At 74.0% G+C, this 18,778-nt stretch carries 20 protein-coding genes; 5 read left to right on the top strand and 15 right to left on the bottom strand.

Features of this window, described 5'->3' with window-relative positions:
* Positions 1-78 precede the first annotated feature (78 nt).
* The 3 genes from ABT026_RS27725 to ABT026_RS27715 form a co-directional block, all read right to left on the bottom strand.
* Complete coding sequence (locus tag ABT026_RS27725; RefSeq protein WP_351117894.1) at positions 79-1,116, bottom strand: NUDIX hydrolase; 1,038 nt, start codon at positions 1,114-1,116, stop codon at positions 79-81.
* 248 nt (positions 1,117-1,364) lie between these two features.
* A complete protein-coding gene (locus ABT026_RS27720) occupies positions 1,365-1,661 on the bottom strand; it encodes a hypothetical protein (protein ID WP_351117893.1) in 297 nt (98 codons plus the stop codon).
* A 237-nt stretch (positions 1,662-1,898) separates the two neighbouring features.
* Positions 1,899-2,858, bottom strand: coding sequence for an ROK family protein (locus tag ABT026_RS27715; RefSeq protein ID WP_351117892.1), 960 nt, complete (start codon positions 2,856-2,858; stop codon positions 1,899-1,901).
* A 170-nt stretch (positions 2,859-3,028) separates the two neighbouring features.
* Between ABT026_RS27715 and ABT026_RS27710 the strand changes: the two genes are divergently transcribed.
* Positions 3,029-4,021, top strand: coding sequence for a LacI family DNA-binding transcriptional regulator (locus tag ABT026_RS27710; protein WP_351117929.1), 993 nt, complete (start codon positions 3,029-3,031; stop codon positions 4,019-4,021).
* Positions 4,022-4,103: 82 nt separating this feature from the next.
* Here the strand turns inward: ABT026_RS27710 and ABT026_RS27705 are convergent, their stop codons facing one another.
* The 5 genes from ABT026_RS27705 to ABT026_RS27685 all read right to left on the bottom strand — a co-directional run bounded on the left by ABT026_RS27705 (position 4,104) and on the right by ABT026_RS27685 (position 8,677).
* Positions 4,104-5,378, bottom strand: a complete 1,275-nt coding sequence (locus ABT026_RS27705) for a DUF6986 family protein (RefSeq protein ID WP_351117891.1) — start codon at positions 5,376-5,378, stop codon at positions 4,104-4,106.
* A gap of 223 nt (positions 5,379-5,601) precedes the next feature.
* Positions 5,602-6,564, bottom strand: a complete 963-nt coding sequence (locus ABT026_RS27700; protein WP_351117890.1) for an electron transfer flavoprotein subunit alpha/FixB family protein — start codon at positions 6,562-6,564, stop codon at positions 5,602-5,604.
* Positions 6,565-6,618: 54 nt separating this feature from the next.
* Positions 6,619-7,404: an electron transfer flavoprotein subunit beta/FixA family protein gene (locus ABT026_RS27695; RefSeq protein ID WP_351117889.1), complete on the bottom strand. Its 786-nt coding sequence runs from the start codon at positions 7,402-7,404 to the stop codon at positions 6,619-6,621.
* 194 nt (positions 7,405-7,598) lie between these two features.
* Positions 7,599-8,060: a flavin reductase family protein gene (locus ABT026_RS27690; protein WP_351117928.1), complete on the bottom strand. Its 462-nt coding sequence runs from the start codon at positions 8,058-8,060 to the stop codon at positions 7,599-7,601.
* Positions 8,061-8,350: 290 nt separating this feature from the next.
* Entirely contained in the window at positions 8,351-8,677 is a 327-nt protein-coding gene (locus tag ABT026_RS27685) for a TlpA family protein disulfide reductase (protein WP_382554555.1), read from the bottom strand.
* A 275-nt stretch (positions 8,678-8,952) separates the two neighbouring features.
* On the opposite strand from ABT026_RS27685, the gene ABT026_RS27680 reads away from it, so the two are divergent.
* The gene (locus tag ABT026_RS27680; RefSeq protein WP_351117888.1) at positions 8,953-9,678 is read left to right on the top strand and encodes a lysophospholipid acyltransferase family protein; all 726 of its coding nucleotides are present in this window, start codon (positions 8,953-8,955) and stop codon (positions 9,676-9,678) included.
* Positions 9,679-9,727: 49 nt separating this feature from the next.
* Here ABT026_RS27680 and ABT026_RS27675 read toward each other — a convergent pair whose 3' ends face one another.
* From ABT026_RS27675 to ABT026_RS27660, 4 genes are all read right to left on the bottom strand, one after another.
* Positions 9,728-10,318 carry a transglutaminase domain-containing protein gene (locus ABT026_RS27675; protein ID WP_351117887.1) on the bottom strand — a complete coding sequence of 197 codons (591 nt, stop codon included), beginning with the start codon at positions 10,316-10,318 and terminating at the stop codon, positions 9,728-9,730.
* 80 nt (positions 10,319-10,398) lie between these two features.
* Entirely contained in the window at positions 10,399-11,472 is a 1,074-nt protein-coding gene (locus ABT026_RS27670; protein ID WP_351117886.1) for a threonine aldolase family protein, read from the bottom strand.
* Entirely contained in the window at positions 11,469-12,221 is a 753-nt protein-coding gene (locus tag ABT026_RS27665; RefSeq protein ID WP_351117885.1) for an SDR family NAD(P)-dependent oxidoreductase, read from the bottom strand. The genes ABT026_RS27670 and ABT026_RS27665 overlap by 4 nt, the downstream gene beginning before the upstream one ends.
* 65 nt (positions 12,222-12,286) lie before the next feature.
* On the bottom strand, positions 12,287-13,693 hold the full coding sequence (locus ABT026_RS27660) for a DUF6421 family protein (protein ID WP_351117884.1): 1,407 nt from the start codon (positions 13,691-13,693) through the stop codon (positions 12,287-12,289).
* A gap of 252 nt (positions 13,694-13,945) precedes the next feature.
* Here ABT026_RS27660 and ABT026_RS27655 point away from each other — a divergent pair, with 252 nt between their 5' ends.
* Positions 13,946-14,614 (top strand): glycerophosphodiester phosphodiesterase, encoded by a 669-nt coding sequence (locus tag ABT026_RS27655; protein WP_351117883.1) that lies wholly within the window; start codon positions 13,946-13,948, stop codon positions 14,612-14,614.
* Here ABT026_RS27655 and ABT026_RS27650 read toward each other — a convergent pair.
* The gene (locus ABT026_RS27650; protein ID WP_351117882.1) at positions 14,601-15,170 is read right to left on the bottom strand and encodes a GNAT family N-acetyltransferase; all 570 of its coding nucleotides are present in this window, start codon (positions 15,168-15,170) and stop codon (positions 14,601-14,603) included. The genes ABT026_RS27655 and ABT026_RS27650 overlap by 14 nt on opposite strands.
* Before the next feature lie 27 nt (positions 15,171-15,197).
* Between ABT026_RS27650 and ABT026_RS27645 the strand changes: the two genes are divergently transcribed.
* Entirely contained in the window at positions 15,198-15,602 is a 405-nt protein-coding gene (locus ABT026_RS27645; RefSeq protein ID WP_351117881.1) for a VOC family protein, read from the top strand.
* 19 nt (positions 15,603-15,621) lie between these two features.
* Here the strand turns inward: ABT026_RS27645 and ABT026_RS27640 are convergent, their stop codons facing one another.
* Together ABT026_RS27640 and ABT026_RS27635 are read right to left on the bottom strand one after the other, a co-directional pair.
* Positions 15,622-16,164 carry a MarR family winged helix-turn-helix transcriptional regulator gene (locus ABT026_RS27640; RefSeq protein WP_351117880.1) on the bottom strand — a complete coding sequence of 181 codons (543 nt, stop codon included), beginning with the start codon at positions 16,162-16,164 and terminating at the stop codon, positions 15,622-15,624.
* On the bottom strand, positions 16,161-17,906 hold the full coding sequence (locus ABT026_RS27635) for an FUSC family protein (RefSeq protein WP_351117879.1): 1,746 nt from the start codon (positions 17,904-17,906) through the stop codon (positions 16,161-16,163). The genes ABT026_RS27640 and ABT026_RS27635 overlap by 4 nt, the downstream gene beginning before the upstream one ends.
* A 204-nt stretch (positions 17,907-18,110) precedes the next feature.
* Here ABT026_RS27635 and ABT026_RS27630 point away from each other — a divergent pair, with 204 nt between their 5' ends.
* Positions 18,111-18,740, top strand: a complete 630-nt coding sequence (locus tag ABT026_RS27630) for a DUF5134 domain-containing protein (protein ID WP_351117878.1) — start codon at positions 18,111-18,113, stop codon at positions 18,738-18,740.
* The last annotated feature ends 38 nt before the right edge of the window (positions 18,741-18,778 follow it).

Here is an 18,778-nt window from a genome sequence, read left to right as displayed (position 1 = left end):
GGGCGTGCGGCAGGCGCAGGGGCGGCGACTTCCACCGGGGGAAGCCGCCGGGGAACCCCCCGCACGGCCCGCCCCCGCTCACCCCACCGGCTCCCCCGCCTCCAGGTACACCGCCGCCCCGCGTTCGCGGGCCCGCAGCGCCCAGTGGAGACGGCGGAACCGGACCGGGGGCAGCAGCTCGGCCGCCTCCTCCTCGGTGACGAAGCGCCAGCCGCGCAGTTCGGGCCCGGGCAGCAGCACCCGGCCGGCGTCGTCGCCGTGCAGTCTCCCGCCGTCGAAGAGGAAGCGCAGTCCGCCGTAGCCGGGGGGCTGCGGCGACTCCCAGTCGACGACGAGCAGCCGAAGCTCGTCGGCGGGCCGCAGCCCGGTCTCCTCGGCCACCTCCCGCACCCCGGCCTGGGCGGGCGCCTCGCCCCGCTCGACCACTCCGCCGGGGAACTCCCAGCCCGGTTTGTAGGTGGGGTCGACGAGCAGGAACCGGTCCTGCTCGTCGAAGAGCAGCACCCCGGAGGCCACCGTCTCGGCCCTGGGTTCGGGCGTCTGCACGATGTCGCAGGCGGCGGCCTCCCCGTTGCCCACCGCCTGGGCTATCCGCGCGGCGGTCTGCTGCGGGGTGAGCGCACCGTTGTCCACCGGGTGGGCGTCGGCGGCCAGCCAGGAGCCGAGCGCGGCCCGGTACGGCTCGATGTGGTCGTGGCGCCACTGCCGGACGCGCCGCTCGGTCTCCGGACCCGCCGGGTCCTGGGCCTCCGTGATCCGCTGCCGGAGAATCGTTTCCGCCGGAGTGAGGACCACGTGGCACACGGAGATCCGTCGTGCGGCGAGGCCTCCGAAGATCTCGTCCCGGTACTCCTGGCGCAGCAGGGTCATGGGAACGACCAGGGTGCCGCCGAGCTCCTGGAGCATGGCGGCCGCGGTGTCCACGACCAGCCGCCGCCAGATCGGCAGGTCCTGGTAGTCGTCGACCCCGGCGAGGTGCTTGGGCGGCAGCATGAACGTCAGCGCGCCCCCGACCACCTCGGGATCGAAGAGCGCGCTGTCGGGCAGCAGGTCCAGCAGCTCCCTCGCGGTGCTGGACTTGCCCGAACCGAACGCGCCGTTGATCCAGACGATCACTGTTCCCCCTCTTCCCCGGACTTCGTCCTCTCCGGACGTCTGTGACGTGCCCGCCCCACCCTGCACCGGAAACCAGCCGCAGTTGAGGGGGCAACAGGGGAGCACGGGGGATCACGGTCGCGATGTGCGGACCGGCGGCCCGCACCGCCGCGAAGCCGCTCGTGAACACCGGAGGAGGGACCCGGAGGAGGGACCCGGAGGAGGGACCGCCGCGGACGCCGGTCGCCCGAGCCGCGGAGGTCAGCGGCTCAGAGGACCGGCCACACCCCCGCGTCGGGGGCCGGCAGCGCCTCCAGGGCCTCCAGGGCCTGGAGGGACTCCGTCCCGTCGAGGTAGGCCGCGCTCTCGTGGAGGGTGGTCGGGGCGGTCGGGCCGAAGACCTCGTGGCGGGCGATGCTGTCGTCGCCGGTGAGCTCCTCCACCGTGCTGCGCACGTCCTCGACGGGGCGTTCGGCCTCCTCGCCCTCCGCGTGGGAGGGCGAGACCGCCGCGAGGACGCACCCTGCGGCGAACGAGGCGATGGCCAGCATGCTGCGCTTCTTCATGCCGTGACAACACCGCAGCCGGGCCGTCGGTCACCGTGACACGCCCGACGAATCCCGACTCGGTCGCGAGCGGTCACGAAACGGGCGGCGAATCGCCCGACTCCGGCATCTTTCGCCACGGACCGCGCACAACCGGCCGCCGTCGAACCCGGGCTTCGGGGGACTCGCGTCCGCCCGCCGCGGTCCACGGGTCCACGGGTCCGCCGCAGGTTGCGACCACGGCGTCGGACCCCCGCGTCACCCGTCGAGCCGCCCCAGCGCCGCCGCCGCGGCCCCGATCAGGCCGGCGTCCGGCCCGGTCAGGGCGGGGACGACCCGCAGGTCACGGGTGAACGCGAGCGTGGCGTAGTCCGGGAGCGCCTGGCGCAGCGGTGCGAACAGGACCTCGCCCGCCTCGGCCACTCCCCCGCCGACGACCGCGACCTCTATCTCCACCAGCGCGGCCACCCCGGCGATCGCCGCCGCCAGGGCCCGCCCGGCCCGGGCGAAGGCGGCCACCGCCGCCGGGTGACCGTCCCGCGCGGCTGCCGCCACCTCGGCGGCCGAGCCCTCGCCGCCGGGCTCCGGACGCCAGCCGTTCTCCCGTGCCCGGCGGGCGATGGCCGGGCCCCGGGCCAGGCCCTCGACGCAGCCGCGGCCGCCGCAGGGGCAGGGGTCGCCGTCGAGGTCGACGCTGATGTGCCCGATGTGCCCGGCGTTGCCGGTGCGCCCGGGCCGGACCCTGCCGCCGAGGACCAGGCCGCCGCCGACGCCGGTGGACACCACCATGCACAGGGCGTGCGAGCTGTTCCTGGCGGCGCCCACCCAGTGCTCGGCCGCGGCGACGGCGGCTCCGTCGCCGATCAGCTCCACCGGCAGCCCTCCGGTCAGCTCCCGCACCCGCTCGCGCAGCGGGTAGCCGCGCCAGCCGGGGATGTTGACCGGCGAGACGGCGCCCGCGGCGCGGTCGACCGGGCCGGCGCTGCCGATCCCGACGGCCTCCACGGCGGCCCACCGCGGCGAGTCACGGAGGTCGCCGAGCACCTCGGCCGCCGCGGCCATCACGGTCGCTCCGTCCGCCGCGGCGGGCGTGGGGCGTCGCGCGCGCAGCAGTATGCGCCCCTCGGCGTCCACGAGCGCGCCCGCAATCTTCGTGCCGCCGACGTCGAGCGCCGCCACCAGGCCGGCACGGGAGGGCGCGGTGTCCATGGGCGTCATGTCCCCTGCTTTCCTGCGATGTCCTTGCCTGACAACGATGTCCGCACTCTATGCTCGTCGCCACACCCGGCCCCATCCGCCCTCCGGAATCCGCCCTCCCAGGACAGGACTTGCGCATCGTGACCCTGACCGCCGGCCGTCCGCCCGTCCGTTACGGCAGCCGCCCCACGATGAAGGACGTGGCGAGCCGCGCGGGCGTGGGCCTGAAGACCGTGTCCCGGGTGGTCAACGCGGAGCCCGGAGTGACCGCCGAGACCCGGCGGCGGGTGCAGGAGGCGATCGACGCCCTCGGGTTCCGCCGCAACGACAGCGCCCGGGTGCTCCGCAAGGGGCGCACCGCCACCGTGGGACTGATACTCGAGGATCTCGCCGACCCCTTCTACGGACCGCTGTCGCGTGCGGTGGAGGAGGTGGCGCGCGCCCACGACACGCTGCTCATCAACGGGTCCAGCGCCCACGACGGGAGCCGGGAGCGGGAGTTGGCGCTGGCACTGTGCGCCCGTCGGGTGGACGGTCTGCTGGTGGTGCCCGCGGGCGCCGACCACCGGTACCTGGAGCCGGAGATGCGTGCCGGGATCGCCACCGTCTTCGTGGACCGTCCGGCCCGCGGCATCGAGGCGGACACCGTGCTGACCGACAACCACGGCGGCACGCGGGCCGGGGTGGCGCACCTGATCGCGCACGGGCACCGGCGGATCGGCTACATCGGGGACGTGCCGGGCATCCACACCTCCGACGAGCGGCTGCGCGGCTACCGCACGGCGATGGAGGAGGCCGGGCTGCCGGTGCGGCCCGACCGGGTGTCCCTCGGGAGCACCGCGCCGCAGCGGGTACGGCGGGCGGCCGAGGAGATGCTGGACGGCCCGGATCCCGTGACGGCCCTGCTGACCGGCAACAACCGGGTGACGGTGACGGTGGTCCGGGTGCTCGCGGAGCGGCAGCCGCACCGCCCGGTGGCGCTGGTGGGCTTCGACGACTTCGAGCTGGCCGATCTGCTGCGTCCCGCGGTCACCGTGGTGGCGCAGGACCCGGCGGGGCTCGGCCGCGTGGCGGCGCAGCGGTTGTTCGCCCGGATGGACCAGGCCGAGCTGGAGCCCTCCGTGGTGGAGCTGCCCACCCGGCTGGTGGTGCGGGGGTCGGGGGAACTGCCCCCGGCCGACTGACGCCACACCGCCCTCGCCATCCACGCGGCCCCCACCGCCCTCGCGACCCGTGCGGCCCACGCCGCCGCCCGCCGGCCGGGTCCTACCGGACCGCTCCCGGCCGGGCGAAGGCCTCGATACGGGCGCGGGTCAGCCGGGTCCGCCCGGTCACCTCGGTCTCGTCGAAGGCGCCGCAGTCGAGACCTGCGAGCAGGAACCCGGCCAGGGCGCGGGCGGTGGCGGGTTCGTCCAGGACGTCCCCCTCGGCGCCGGTGGCGTACCGGGCGAGCCGGTCCGCGGCCCGGTCGAAGCCCTCGAGGTGGAAGGCGAAGACTGCGGCGTAGCGGGTGGGCAGGTGACCGGGGTGCATGTCCCAGCCCTGCGGGAAGGCGCGGGCGAGCGCCCGCCGGGTGAGCCGGTGGTGCAGGCGCCACGCGGCGTGGACCTGCTCGGTGTCGCCCACCGGCAGCACGTTGGTGGAGCCGTCGCTGACCCGTACTCCGGTGCCTGCGGCGGCCACCTGCATCACGGCCTTGGCGTGGTCGGCCGCCGGGTGGTCGCTGGCCTGGTGGGCCGGGGAGACGCCGAGGGCGGCGCTGTAGTCGAAGGTGCCGTAGTGCAGGCCGGTGGCCCGGCCCTCGGCGGCGTGGATCATCGGGGCGACGGTGGCGGCACCGTCAGGGCCGAGGATCGCCTGGGCGGTCTCGACCTGGATCTCGAAGCCGAGCCGCCCCGGCTCGAGCCCGAGGGCCTTCTCGCACTCCTCGAGGAGACGGACCATGGCGGTCACCTGCTCGGCGGAGGTCACCTTGGGCAGGGTCAGCAGCAGGCCGTCGGGGAGCGGGCCGTGTTCCCGCAGGGTGGTCAGGAAGACGTCGAGGGTGCGCACCGCGCGGCGGCGGACCGGGGCCTCCAGGCACTTCATGCGGATGCCGGCGAAGGGCGGGGCCTGGCCGGTGCGGCACGCTTCGGCCAGCAGCCCGGCGGCGCGGACGGCGTGCGCGTCCTCCTCGGCGTCGGGGCGGTGCCCGTAGCCGTCCTCGAAGTCGATCCGGAGGTCCTCGACGGGTTCGCGCTCCAGCTTGGTGCGGACGCGGGTGTACACCGGTCCGGCGAGTTCCGCGGGCAGCTCCAGCACGGCGGCGAACGAGGCGGCGTCCGGGGCGTGTTCGTCGAGGGCGGCGAGGGCGCGGTCGCCCCAGTCGCGGGGTGTGCCGGCGGTGAAGCGGTCGGCGGGCACGTACACGGTGTGGACGGGCCGACGGGCGCCCGGGTCGCCGGGGTAGCGGCGCGCGAGGTCGGCGTCGGCGGGGGCGAGCAGCGCGTCCAGCCGGTCGTGGACCGCGCCGGACAGGGAGGTCGGCACGGCCTGGCTCATACGGGGCGCCCCTCTCGGCGTTTCAACAGATCGTTGAACTCGGCGGGAGGCTAACGGCCGGTCCGCGGCGCGGTCAACAGCGCCTCACCTGGGACGGCGCCGTACGAGCGGCCGCGGCGACCGCCGTCGTCGGTGGCCGCCGTCGTCGGTGGCCGCCTTCGGGTACGCCGAGGGCCCGCGGCCGGCGAACCGGCGGCGGGCCCTCGGGCACGGCGTGCGGGGATCAGCCCTTGCGGGTCTTGATCTCCTCGGTGAGCTGCGGGACGACCTGGAAGAGGTCGCCCACGACGCCGTAGTCGGCGAGCTCGAAGATCGGGGCCTCGGCGTCCTTGTTGACGGCGACGATGGTCTTCGAGGTCTGCATGCCGGCGCGGTGCTGGATGGCGCCGGAGATGCCGTTGGCGATGTACAGCTGCGGGGAGACCGACTTGCCGGTCTGGCCGACCTGGTTGGTGTGCGGGTACCAGCCGGCGTCGACGGCGGCACGGGACGCGCCCACCGCGGCGCCGAGGGAGTCGGCGAGCGCCTCGATGATCGCGAAGTTCTCCGCGCCGTTCACGCCGCGGCCGCCGGAGACCACGATGGCGGCCTCGGTCAGCTCCGGACGGCCGGTCGACTGACGCGGCGTGCGGGAGACGATCTTGGTGCCGGTGGCCAGGGCGGAGAAGGTCACCGCGAGCTCCTCGACCGCGCCGGCGGCCGGGGCGGCCTCGACGGGGGCCGAGTTCGGCTTGACGGTGATGACCGGGGTGCCCTTGGACACGACGGACTTGGTGGTGAAGGAGGCGGCGAACACCGACTGGGTGGCGACCGGACCGTCGGTGCCGGCCTCGACGTCGATGGCGTCGGTGATGATGCCGGAACCGATGCGCAGCGCGAGGCGGGCCGCGATCTCCTTGGTGTCGGCGGAGGTCGGCAGCAGCACGGCGGCCGGGGATACAGCCTCGTAGGCGGCCTGGAGGGCGTCGACCTTCGGGACGACCAGGTAGTCGGCGAGCTCGGCGGACTCGTTGGTGAGGACCTTCACCGCGCCGTGCTCGGCGAGCGTGGCGGCGGTGGCGGCCGCGCCGGCGCCCAGGGCGACGGCGACCGGCTCGCCGATGCGGCGGGCGAGGGTCAGCACCTCGAGGGTGGGCTTGCGGACGGCGCCGTCGACGTGGTCGACGTAGACGAGAACTTCAGCCATGGGATTCGATCTCCTGCGAATGCGAAGTCTGAGGGGCGGTCAGCTGCGGTGGGCCTAGATGAACTTCTGGCCCGCGAGGAACTCGGCGAGCTGCTTGCCGCCCTCGCCCTCGTCCTTGACGATCGTGCCGGCGGTGCGGGCCGGGCGCTCGGTGGCGGACTCGACCTTGGTGAACGCGCCCTCCAGGCCGACCTCCTCGGCCTCGATGTCGAGGTCGGAGAGGTCCCAGGACTCGACCGGCTTCTTCTTGGCGGCCATGATGCCCTTGAAGGACGGGTAGCGCGCCTCGCCCGACTGGTCGGTCACGGAGACGACGGCCGGGAGGGAGGCCTCGAGCTGCTCGGAGGCGGCGTCGCCGTCACGGCGACCGGTGACCTTGCCGTCCTCGACGGCGATCTCGGAGAGCAGGGTGACCTGCGGGACGCCCAGGCGCTCGGCGACCAGCGCGGGCACGATGCCCATGGTGCCGTCGGTGGAGGCCATGCCGGAGATGACGACGTCGTAGCCGGCCTTCTCGATCGCCTTGGCGAGCACCAGGGAGGTGCCGATGGCGTCGGTGCCGTGCAGGTCGTCGTCCTCGACGTGGATGGCCTTGTCGGCGCCCATGGACAGCGCCTTGCGCAGGGCGTCCTTGGCGTCCTCGGGGCCGACCGTGAGGACGGTGACCTCGGCGTCGTCGGCGTCCTCGGCGATCTGCAGCGCCTGCTCGACGGCGTACTCGTCGAGCTCCGACAGCAGACCGTCGACGTCGTCGCGGTCGACGGTCAGGTCGTCGGCGAAGTGCCGGTCGCCGGTGGCGTCAGGCACGTACTTCACGGTGACAACGATCCTCAGGCTCACGCCGGCTCTCCTACTGCATCGTCATGTCGGGCTGCTTCCTGTCAGGCAGCATATGCGCCCGAAGCCGCCTCTTCCGTCCGGGGAGCGTCTGCCCCCCGACGAATAAATTACCCGCCAGTAGTACACCCGGTGACGCCCGGCTAAGCAAGCGCTTTGCGGTGTGACCTGGGTAACGCTGCGTAACGGCCGGTATGTCAGGGCCGCAGAGCGCCGAAGCGTCCCTGGTGGTAGAGGAGCGGGCGGCCCTCCCCGGCCGGGTCTCCGGCGGTGACCTCGGCGACCACGATCCGGTGGTCCCCGGCGGGTATGCGCGCCACCGGCCGGCAGACGAGCCAGGCGACCACGCCCTCCAGCACCGGGACGCCTTCGGGGCCCTCGCGCCAGGCGGTGGGCGGGGCGAAGCGGTCCGCCCCGCTGCGGGCGAAGGTGGCCGCGAGCTCGCTCTGGTGCTCGCCGAGGAGATGGACGCCGACGTACTCCGCCCGGGCGACGGCGGGCCAGCAGGAGGACCGTTCGCTGATGCCGAACGACACCAGGGCGGGTTCCGCGGAGACGGAGGTGAGCGAGGTGGCGGTGAAGCCGAACGGGCGCCCCTGGTGACCGGCGGTGATCACCGCCACACCGGCGGCGTGTCGCCGGAAGACCGAGCGCAGCAGGTCGGAGGGCGTGTCGCCGCCGTCGGCCGTCGCGGACCCGTTCCGCTCGGGGTCCGACCGGAGCCGACCCGCCGTGGCCCGACCCGCCTGGGGGCCGACCGGGGGCGCTCCCTCCTCGGCCGGGGCCGATCGCCCCGCTTCAGCTCGGCTGCCCGGGACCGCTTCGGCCCGGCTGCCCGGGGTCGCTCGCCCCGGCCCCGGGGTCCACGCGTCCGGCTGCGGCGGGACGGCCGCCGCGGTCTCCTCGGAGAGGGCCGTCACGGGTTCGGCCGCCATACGGGTGTCCTTCCTCATATCGCCTCCCCGAGGGCGGCGATCACATCGGCCTTGCGGGGCACCCCGGCGGCGCGGCGCACCACGCGGCGGTCCGCGTCGAGCACCAGGGTGGTCGGGGTTGCCTCGATCTCGAGCGCGCGCACCAGCGCGAGGTGGGCCTCGGCGTCGATCTCCACATGGGTCACCCCCGGGACCATCGCGGCCACCTCGGCGAGGACGCGCCGTGTCGCGCGGCAGGGCGCGCAGAAGACGGTGGAGAACTGCAGCAGGGTGGCCCGCCGGCCCGCCCGGTCGCCGAGCACCGCCACGTCGACACGTGGCCCGCCTTCGTGGCCGCTCACCCGCACTCCTCCGCTCCGCCGCCGTCGCGGCGTTCCCCATGATGACCTGTACGTGATCGTCAGCGGTGGTCGGGGGGTGCGGATTCCCCGGTCAGGGGCCCTTTCGGGCGACGTGACGAGGATCTCGTCCCCACCAGGCACTTCATCTGGTCCTTTGCCCGTTCTTGGGGCAACATCTCTACGCGCCCGTAAGTTACGGCCGCGTAGGTTGGATCGGCCGGGAGCGGTAACCCCTTCCCCGGCAGCCACTCGGAGAGAAGGGGCTCATCCCGCCCATGGCAGAGCTTGTCTACCGTCCCGTCATCGGTCTCGCCTTGTCGTTGTTCAAGGCCTGGGACCTGAAGATCGACATGCGCGGAGCGGAGAACATTCCCCGGGCGGGCGGTGCGGTGCTGGCCAGCAACCACATCAGCTACCTCGACTTCATCTTCGACGGGTACGCCGCCCTTCCCAGCAAGCGCCTGGTCCGCTTCATGGCCAAGGACTCGGTCTTCCGCCACAAGGTCTCCGGTCCGCTGATGCGCGGCATGCGCCACATCCCGGTGGACCGCCGCAAGGGCGAGGCCGCCTACGCGCACGCCCTGGACTCGCTGCGGTCGGGCGAGGTGGTCGGCATCTTCCCCGAGGCGACCATCTCCCAGTCGTTCTGTCTGAAGAACTTCAAGAAGGGCGCGGCCCGTCTGGCGCAGGAGTCCGGCGTCCCGCTGATCCCCATGGCGCTCTGGGGCACCCAGCGCCTGTGGACCAAGGGCCGCAAGCGCGATTTCAGCCGCAGCCACACTCCGGTGACCATCCGGATCGGCAAGCCGATCGACACCGCCGAGGGCACGCCCGAGGAGCTCACCTCGCGCCTGCGGGAGCGGATCCAGGACCTCCTGGACGACGCCCGGCGCGACTACCCGGACCAGCCCTCCGGTCCGGAGGACTCGTGGTGGCTCCCCGCACACCTGGGCGGCACCGCCCCCACGCCGGAGGACGTCGCCCGCCGCGAAGGGCACTGAGTCGCGCGGGGCCCGGCCGGGGCCCCGGCCGGCCCGCGCGGCCCGCGGGTCACAGCTCCGCGGGCAGCGTCCGCCACAGCTCGGTCCGGTCGCGCGCACCGCGCAGCGCCGCGAGCACCGCCGGATGCGGCGCGGCGTGCAGTTCGGGGTAGTCCCGCTCCCCCGACGAGACGTCCACCGGGAAGGCCAGCCGCTCCCGCGTCAGGGAGAACCGCGCGTCGACCCCCGGCTTGTTGCCCCGGGGGTCCTGGCGGTGCCAGGCGCCGTTGAAACGGACGGCGACCAGGCCGTGCACACCGAACCCGCCGCGGTCGTCGCCCAGCCGCTGGTAGCAGAACGCCGTGGGGATGTCCTCGGCCCGCAGCAGCGCGGCCAGCGCGTGGGCCTTCGCGTAGCAGATGCCGGTGCGCAGCCGGATCACGTCGGAGGCGCGCCAGGTGACCCGCGGGTCGTCCGCGTCGTGCGAGTGGGGGATCGTGTCGCGCACGTACTCGAAGGCGGCTCGCGCATAGTCATACGAGTCCTCGGCCGTCGCGGCGAGCCGCGCGGCGACCTCCCGGACGGCCGGGTGCTCGTGGTCGATCGCCTCGGAGGCGGCGAGATACGCGGACAGGTCAGGCGTCTGCTGGATCGTCTCCATGGCCAAGATCATAGGAATGCGACCGCCCGCGGTCAATCGTTTTGCGGACAGTCGCATATCTATGCATCACCGGAGTGGGTTCAGCGGGAGGCCATCTCCTCCTTGAGGGCGGCGACGAAGGCGTCCACGTCGTCCTCGCGGGTGTCGTAGGCGCACATCCAGCGCACGTCGCCGGCCGCCTCGTCCCAGAAGTAGAACCGGAAGCGCTTCTGCAGCCGCTCCGTCACCGCGTGCGGCAGCCGGGCGAAGACCGCGTTGGACTGCACCGGGTACAGGATCTCCACGCCGTCCACCGCCCGGACGCCCTCGGCCAGCCGCCGGGCCATCTCGTTGGCGTGGCGGGCGTTGCGCAGCCACAGGTCCTTCGTCAGCAGTGCCTCGAACTGCACGGAGACGAAGCGCATCTTGGAGGCCAGCTGCATGGAGGTCTTGCGCAGGTGCTTCATCCGCCGCACCCGCTCCTTGTCGATCACCACGACGGCCTCGCCGAACATGGCGCCGTTCTTGGTGCCGCCCAGCGAGAGCAGGTCGACGCCGGCCGCGTTGGTGAAGGCCCGCATGGGCACGTCCAGGGAGGCGGCCGCGTTGCCGAGCCGGGAGCCGTCGAGGTGGACGGCCATCCCGTGTGCGTGGGCGTGCTCGCAGACGGCCCGTATCTCCTCGGGCGTGTAGACGGTGCCCAGCTCGGTGGACTGGGTGATGGAGACGACCTGCGGCATCGCGCGGTGCTCGTCCTCGAAGCCGAACGCCTGGCGGTCGATCAGTTCGGGGGTGAGCTTGCCGTCGGGGGTCGGCACGGTGAGCAGCTTGATGCCGGCGACCTGCTCCGGCGCGCCGCCCTCGTCGGTGTTGATGTGCGCGCTCTCCGCGCAGATCACCGCGCCCCAGCGGTCGGTGACGGACTGCAGCGCCACCACGTTGGCGCCGGTGCCGTTGAAGACCGGGTATGCCTCGGCGGTGGCGCCGAAGTGGCCGCGCACGACCTGCTGGAGGTGCTCCGTGTACACGTCCTCCCCGTAGGCGACCTGGTGCCCGCCGTTGGCCAGGGCCAGGGCGGCGAGCACCTCGGGATGGACCCCCGCGTAGTTGTCGCTGGCGAAGCCGCGGACCGACGGGTCGTGACGCCGGCGCGCGTCGGTCTTCGGAGGGTTCACGGCTTCTCGGTCAGCCACAGACGATTTCCGTTCACTTCACTGGCGGGCTTGTCCCAGACGCCGGCGACGGCCTCGGCCAGGTCCTTGACGTCGGTGAAGCCCGCGAACTTCGCTTGGGGGCGCTCGGCGCGCATGGCGTCGTGCACCAGTGCCTTCACCACCAGGATGGCAGCCGCGGCGGCCGGGCCCTCCTCGCCCCCCTCCTTGCGGAAGGCGTCGGCGAGGGCCAGCGTCCAGGCCTCGGCGGCGGCCTTGGCGGCGCCGTAGGCGGCGTTGCCCGCGGTGGGCTTCGCCGCACCGGCCGCGCTGATCAGCACGAACCGGCCGCGGTCGCTGCGCACCAGGGCGTCGTGGAAGGCCAGGGAGGTGTGCTGGACCGTGCGGACCAGCAGTTTCTCCAGCAGCTCCCAGTCGGCCATGTCGGTCTGCGGGAAGGAGGCGCTGCCGCGCCAGCCGCCGACCAGGTGCACGAGGCCGTCGATGCGGCCGTACTCCTTCTCGGTCTCGGCCGCCCAGGCGCGCGCCGCGCCGAGGTCCAGCAGGTCGATCGGCTCGCCGGTGACCGTGGCCCCGCCGTGCGCGTAGCGGGCCGCGTCGACGGCCTCCGCAAGGCGCACCGGGTCGTTGTCCGAGGCGACGACCACCGCGCCGGCCTCGGCCAGGCGCAGCAGCGTGGCCCTGCCGGCCGCGCCGCCCGCGCCGGCCACCGCGACGACCGCCCCCTCGAGCGCTCCGTTTCCGTTCCCCATCGCTCTCGCCTCCCAGGCGTGTCGCTGACTCGTCCGGCCGCTTGCGGGCCGGGCCCGGATCCGCCCTACGCGGCGGCGGGCAGTTCGCCGCCCGTCTCGGCGGTGATGCCCTTGGTGGAGGCGATCACCTGCTTGAGCTTCTTGGCGAGGGCCTCGTAGAACATGCTCAGCGGAAACTCGTCCGGCAGCACGTCGTCGACCAGCTTGCGCGGCGGCTGCGTCAGGTCGAGGGCGTCGGGGCCCTTGGCCCAGCGGGAGCCGGGGTGCGGCGCGAGGTAGGTGGACACCAGCTCGTAGCCGGCGAACCAGTGGACCAGCTTGGGCCGGTCGATGCCGTCGCGGTAGAGGGTCTCGATCTCCGCGCAGAGCTGGTTGGTGACCTCGGGGGCGCGCTGCCAGTCGATGTGCAGCTTGTTGTCGGTCCAGCGGACGACGTCGTGCTTGTGCAGGTAGGCGAAGAGCAGCTGCCCGCCGAGGCCGTCGTAGTTGCGGTGGCGCTCGCCGGTGACCGGGAAGCGGAACATCCGGTCGAAGAGGACCGCCATCTGCACGTCGCGGGCCTGCGGAACGCCCTCGGCCTCGAGCTTCACGGCCTCCTTGAAGGCGGTGAGGTCGCAGCGCAGCTCCTCCAGGCCGTACATCCAGAACGGCTGGCGCTGCTTGATCATGAAGGGGTCGAACGGCAGGTCGCCGTGGCTGTGCGTGCGGTCGTGGACCAGGTCCCAGAGCACGAAGGCGTCCTGGCAGCGCTGCTGGTCGTCGAGCATCGCGGCGACGTCGTCGGGCAGACGCAGGCCGAGGATGTCCACGGCGGCCTCGGTGACCCGGCGGAAGCGCGCGGCCTCGCGGTCGCAGAAGATGCCGCCCCAGGTGAAGCGCTCGGGGGCCTCACGGACGGCGACGGTCTCCGGGAAGAGGACGGCCGAGTTGGTGTCGTAGCCGGAGGTGAAGTCCTCGAAGGTGATGGCGCAGAAGAGCGGGTTGTCGTAGCGGGTCCGCTCCAGCTCGGCCAGCCAGTCGGGCCACACCATGCGCAGCACGACGGCCTCGACGTTGCGGTCCGGGTTGCCGTTCTGCGTGTACATCGGGAAGACGACCAGGTGCTGCAGGCCGTCCTCGCGGCGCTGGGCGGGCTGGAAGGCCATCAGCGAGTCGAGGAAGTCCGGGACGCCGAAGCCGCCCTCGGCCCACCGGCGCAGGTCCTTGACCAGCGCCTCGTGATAGGCCGCGTCGTGCGGCAGGAGCGGCGCCAGCGCGGTGACCGCGTCGGCCACCTCGGCCACGGCCCGCTCGGCCTCGTCACGGGACGGGGCGCCGTCGGCGGCGAGGTCGATGGAGCCGTCCTTGCTCTGCCAGGGACGGATGCGCTCCACCGCGCCCTTGAGCGCGGGCCACGCCGGGTGGTCGACCACCCGCGTCCCGGGACCCTGCTGCTGCCCCTGAGTGCCCACCTGCACAAGAACCTCCGTCATGTCTCGCCCTCCACGGGAGTACCTCGAATGGACTCACCGTATGCACCATCTTCTTTTTCGGCAAGGGGAGATCTTGGGAAGACTTCTTGCTTCAACCCCGTTTGGGCGGCGATTTTCCTGTCAAGCGGCTGTCCGGGCGACTCCTGGCCGGGTCGGATCACGTCGCGCCGCAGGGGCCCCTAGGCTTCGGGGCGGAGCACGACGGAGCACTCGGAACCAGAAGAGCCACACCCGCACGGGAGCGAGAAGATCTTGTCTTTCCTTGTCATCGGCCACCGCGGAGTCATGGGCGTCGAGCCGGAGAACACGCTGCGCTCGTTCGTCGCGGCCGAGAAGGCCGGTCTCGACGTGATCGAGCTGGACCTGCACCTGAGCAAGGACGGCGCGCTGGTGGTGATGCACGACGCGACGGTGGACCGCACCACCGACGGCACGGGCGCGATCGCCGAGCAGACCCTGGAGGAGCTGCGGGCTCTGGACGCCGGTTCGGGCGAGCGCGTCCCGGTGTTCGAGGAGGTGCTGGACGCGGTCACGGCGCCGCTGCAGGCCGAGATCAAGGACGTGGCGGCCGCGCAGCGGCTGGCCGAGGTTCTGCTGCGGCGCGACCTGGTGGAGCGGGTGGAGGTGATCTCGTTCCACGCGGAGGCGGTCGAGGAGATCGCCCGCCTGGTGCCGGGCGTACGGACGGCCCTGGTGGCGAGCCGCTACGACGCGGAGGTCGTCGACCGCGCGGTCCGTGCCGGGGCCCGCACGATGTCGCTCAACATCCGTCGTCTCACCCTGGAGACGATGCAGCGGGCCCGGCAGGCCGACCTGCGCGTCCTGGCGTGGACGGTCAACACCCCGGAGCAGCTGCGTCTCGCGCACGCCTTCGGGCTCGACGGGGTGGTCACCGACCGTCCGGAGATCAAGCGGGGCTGACGCCGGGAGCGGCGAGCTCCTTGACCAGGAGCTCGAACTCCAGGTCGTCGCGTCGCGGAAGGCCGAACCGCTCGTCGCCGTACGGGAACGGGCTGGTCCTCCCCGTGCGCCGGTACCCCCTGCGCTCGTACCAGGCGATCAGTTCCTCGCGCACGGTGATCACCGTCATGTGCATCTCGGTGGCGCCCCAGCTCTCGCGGACGCGACGCTCGGCCTCGGTCAGCACGGCCCGGCCCACTCCCCCGCCCTGGAGGCCGGGCCGTACGGCGAACATGCCGAAATAGGCGTGGTCCCCCCGGTGCTCCAACTGGCAGCAGGCCACCAGGAGGCCGTCGCGTTCGGCGACCAGCAGACGCTGGGAGGGGTGGTCGACGATCTCCCGCACGGCCGCCGCGTCGGTGCGCTGCCCGTCGAGGATGTCCGCCTCGGTGGTCCAGCCGGCCCGGCTGGAGTCTCCCCGGTAGGCGGACTCGACCAGGTCGATCAGGGCGTCGACGTCCTGCGTGGTGGCCTCGCGGAAGACCAGCGGAAGGGCGGCGTGGTCGGTGGGGTGCATCTTCTCTCCGTGTCTAGGCTGCCGCCCATGGTGCATGTACTGAGCGGCAGGACGTTGGTCCGCCCCCTCGATCCGGCGGCCTCCCGGGCGTTCTACGGCGAGCGGCTCGGCCTCGCGGTCCACCGGGAGTTCGGCGCCGGCGAGGAACGGGGGACGGTGTACTTCCTCGGCGGCGGGTTCCTGGAGCTGTCGGGGCGGCGGGATCCCGCCGAGCCCGTCGCCCCGGGCGGTCCGGTCCGCCTGTGGCTGCAGGTCGCCGACGTGGCGGCGGCGCGCGAGGAGCTGGCGGAGCGCGGCGTGGAGATCGTACGGGAGCCGGTGCGCGAGCCCTGGGGGCTGATCGAGATGTGGATCGCCGACCCGGACGGCCTGCCGATCGTCCTCGTGGAGATCCCCGCGGATCATCCGCTGCGGTACCGGCCGGGCATCTGAGACGCCCCGACGGACCGGCTCACAGCATGGGCGGGATCCGTCCCTCCAGCTGGCCGAGCAGCTTGCCGAGCAGCGCCGCGAGCCGGTCGCGTTCGTCGTCGGCCAGCCCGGACAGGACGTCCGCCTCGAACGACAGCTGCTGCGGCAGGACCGCGTCGACCGTCTCCCGGCCCGCCTCGGTGAGGCGCACCAGCACCACCCGCCGGTCCCTGGCGTCGGCGCGCCGGTCCACCAGGTCCCGCTCGGCGAGCTGCTTGAGCCGCTTGGTCACCGCCGCCCCCGAGGAGAACGTCTCCCGGGCCAGGTCGCCCGGCGTGAGTTCCCGCCCGGTGCGGCGCAGGGCCCCCAGCAGCTCGAACTCCGCCCGGGTGAGCCCCGCCCGCCGCAGCGGCGCCTCCTCGGCCTGCCGCAGCAGCGCCGCGCTGCGGTTGATCCGCCCGATCAGCTGCATCGGGTCGGTGTCCAGTTCGGGGAGGACCTCGCGCCACTGCCGGACCACCGCGGCGACCGTGTCCGCCGCGCCCGCAGCTCCCGCGCCGGCGCGGTCCCCGTTGTCCGTCATGACGTGGCGTCCTCCGTGGTCGTGCCCGGGCGGTGCCGCGGCCCCGCCGTCGCGGCGGTGCCGGGGCCCGGGTGGCGTACCGTCGCCGCGAGCGTACGGTGTCCCGCCCGCTCCTCCGACGTCACGTCCTGCGTGGGCAGCGTCCGCGCCCACCATTCGCCGGACGCCGCCTGGGTCGCGCCCCGCAGACCGATCAGGGCCGCGGCCAGTTCCCGCCGGGCCACGGCCAGGGCGCCGGGACCGGTCGTGGGACCGGCGAGCAGCGCCTCGGCCCTGTGTCGCGCCGCCCGGGCCTGCCGCAGCGCGGCGGCCACCCGGTCGACGGCCCGGCGGTCGGTGACCACCGCGGCGGCCAGCAGGCCGACCAGCGCCCCGACGAGCGTGTCCACCGCCCGGTCGACCACCAGGGCGGGGGTGTCCTGCCAGTGGGCGTACTCGGTGATGAGCAGGGCCATCGGGGTGACGCAGAGGCTGCCGAGCCAGTAGTTGCGGGAGATGAGCGCCTCGGCCCCGAAGGCGAGCGCGAGGCCGGTCAGGACGAGCGTCCACCGGCTGAGGTGGGCGACGGGCGCGAGGAGGACGAAGAGCACCACGCCCGCCAGGTTGCCGACGACGCGCTGGACGCCGCGGTTCCAGGTCAGCGACAGGGTGGTCTGGAACAGCGCCGCGGCGGTGACCAGGGCCCAGTAGGGGCGCCCGATGCCCAGCGCCAGCGAGGCCCAGCCGGCCAGGGCGCAGCCCAGCAGCGTGCGGAGGGCCACGGCGCGCAGCGGCGCCAGGCGTCGCCTCAGCGGCGGCGGGGCGAAGGCCCGCTCGACCTCGACGCCCAGCAGTTCTCCCTCGTCCTCCGCGTCCAGGACGGGCCCGAAGGTGTCCGGCACGCGGCCGAGGCCGCGCAGCCGCCGCGCCCACTCCCGCAGCACGGCCGCGTCGCCGGGGGCGGGCGCCGCGAGGACGGTCTCCGCGCGGACGAGCAGGGCGCCGAGGGGGCGGCGGGAGGCGGAGCTCCCGCCGGTCGTCAGCAGGGTCTGCCAGGCGTTCTGCACCGCTTCGGTGGCGTCCGCGCGGGCCGCATCGCCGTGCGGACCGGCGGACGGCCCGGACGCGACGGAATCGGCGGCCTCGGGGGTCCCCGCGGCCCCACCCGGCCCGGCCGCCTTCCCGGGCGCGGCGGCCTGCGCGTACCGGGCGACCGCGCCCAGCGCCTGGACGACGGCCCGGCGTTCCGGCCCGTGGGGACGGAGGACCCCCGGCGCCATGCCCACCAGCCAGGAGAACGCGCCGGCCGCGAGGGCGAGTCCGACGTGGCCGGGGACCTCGCCCAGGGTCTGCGGGGCGAACAGCGCCGCCGAGGAGACGAAGGTGAGGATCACGTTGCCGGGCGGCCCGATGCGGGTCGCGTCGCAGAGCACCTTGTGCAGCGCGGCCAGCACGGCGCCCACCGCGACCAGCAGCACGCCCGAGGAGGTGAGGGAGGCCGCGGTCAGCGCCACCGCGAGGCCGGCCACCATGCCGGCGACCACCCATGCCAGCGCCCGGGCCCGGGCGGCGTAGGGGCGGTTGTGGGCGTAGAGGGCGCACAGGGAGCCGGCCATCGTGTACATCGCCAGGTCGAGCCGGCCCAGGGCCACGAGCAGCAGGTTGGGCGGCGCGGTGGCCACCACCACGCTGACCGCGGGCTTGTACCAGATCTCGGCCGGGCGGCCGGGTCGCAGGACCCGGAGCAGCGGCGGGCGTCCCAAAGGGGCCTCCTCGTACGACGGCGGAACGGAACGGCACTCCCTTCCGACGTTAGCAGGTGTTTCACCAGTAAAAGATCGGCGGCATCCGTCACGCTCCGGGCCGATGCTCCCCGTACGCCCCCCTGCGCCCGTATGCGCGCCGTCCGGGGCGGGCATCCCCTGACCGACCGCCGGGGAGGCGGCACCTCGACCAAGGGGGCGGGAGTGCACGGACCGGTCACGACCGGATGGCTGCTGGTGGCCCTGTGCGCGGCGGCGGGCGCGTACTGCGTCCTGCGGACGGGCAGCGGCGTGGAGGAGCAGCGCAGGGCTGCCGCCGGGGAGGCGGTGATGGGCTTCGGCATGGCGGCGATGGCGGTCCCGGCCGCCGTCGTGGATCCGCCGCGCTGGGTGTGGCCGGTGTACGCGGTCGTCTTCGCCGCGGCGGCGCTCCACTCGCTGTGGGCCGCCCGGAGCAGCGCGCACCACCTGCACCACGCGGTGGGCTCGCTGGCGATGGTCTACATGGCGCTGGCGATGACCGCGGCGCCGGCCGGCCACGCGGGTCACGGCGCCACCGGCCTGCCCGCGCTGACGGGTGTTCTGCTGGTCTACTTCGCCGGATACGTCCTCGTCTCCGGCGCCCGGCTGCTGCCCGCGGGCCCGCCCGGGTCCGTGACACGGACGGAGCCCGCCGTCCCGTCGGGGGGCGTAGCGCCGTCGGGTTCCCCGGCGCCGGCCCGGTCCTCGGCACCGGCGGGCGGCGCGGTGCGCTGGGGGGACCGGCCCGAGCTGGCCCGGGCGTGCCGGCTGGGGATGGGGATCGCCATGCTGGCGATGCTCCTGACGATGTGACAGTCCCCGGCGCCTCGGAGGCGGTCCGCGGGGCGCGG

This window comes from Streptomyces sp. NPDC002734, assembly GCF_040295685.1.
In the GTDB taxonomy this organism is placed as follows: domain Bacteria; phylum Actinomycetota; class Actinomycetes; order Streptomycetales; family Streptomycetaceae; genus Streptomyces.
The sequence above is the reverse complement of the archived record's forward strand: the minus strand, read 5'-3'. Positions and strand labels throughout refer to the sequence as shown.

Bases quoted from the DNA above. Each gene is read 5' to 3' on its own strand.
- ABT026_RS27720 (WP_351117893.1), bottom strand. From the start codon at position 1,661: ATGAAGAAGCGCAGCATGCTGGCCATCGCCTCGTTCGCCGCAGGGTGC.
- ABT026_RS27715 (WP_351117892.1), bottom strand. From the start codon at position 2,858: ATGACGCCCATGGACACCGCGCCCTCCCGTGCCGGCCTGGTGGCGGCG.
- ABT026_RS27710 (WP_351117929.1), top strand. From the start codon at position 3,029: ATGAAGGACGTGGCGAGCCGCGCGGGCGTGGGCCTGAAGACCGTGTCC.
- ABT026_RS27705 (WP_351117891.1), bottom strand. From the start codon at position 5,378: ATGAGCCAGGCCGTGCCGACCTCCCTGTCCGGCGCGGTCCACGACCGG.
- ABT026_RS27700 (WP_351117890.1), bottom strand. From the start codon at position 6,564: ATGGCTGAAGTTCTCGTCTACGTCGACCACGTCGACGGCGCCGTCCGC.
- ABT026_RS27680 (WP_351117888.1), top strand. From the start codon at position 8,953: ATGGCAGAGCTTGTCTACCGTCCCGTCATCGGTCTCGCCTTGTCGTTG.
- ABT026_RS27675 (WP_351117887.1), bottom strand. From the start codon at position 10,318: ATGGAGACGATCCAGCAGACGCCTGACCTGTCCGCGTATCTCGCCGCC.
- ABT026_RS27665 (WP_351117885.1), bottom strand. From the start codon at position 12,221: ATGGGGAACGGAAACGGAGCGCTCGAGGGGGCGGTCGTCGCGGTGGCC.
- ABT026_RS27660 (WP_351117884.1), bottom strand. From the start codon at position 13,693: ATGACGGAGGTTCTTGTGCAGGTGGGCACTCAGGGGCAGCAGCAGGGT.
- ABT026_RS27650 (WP_351117882.1), bottom strand. From the start codon at position 15,170: ATGCACCCCACCGACCACGCCGCCCTTCCGCTGGTCTTCCGCGAGGCC.
- ABT026_RS27645 (WP_351117881.1), top strand. From the start codon at position 15,198: ATGGTGCATGTACTGAGCGGCAGGACGTTGGTCCGCCCCCTCGATCCG.
- ABT026_RS27640 (WP_351117880.1), bottom strand. From the start codon at position 16,164: ATGACGGACAACGGGGACCGCGCCGGCGCGGGAGCTGCGGGCGCGGCG.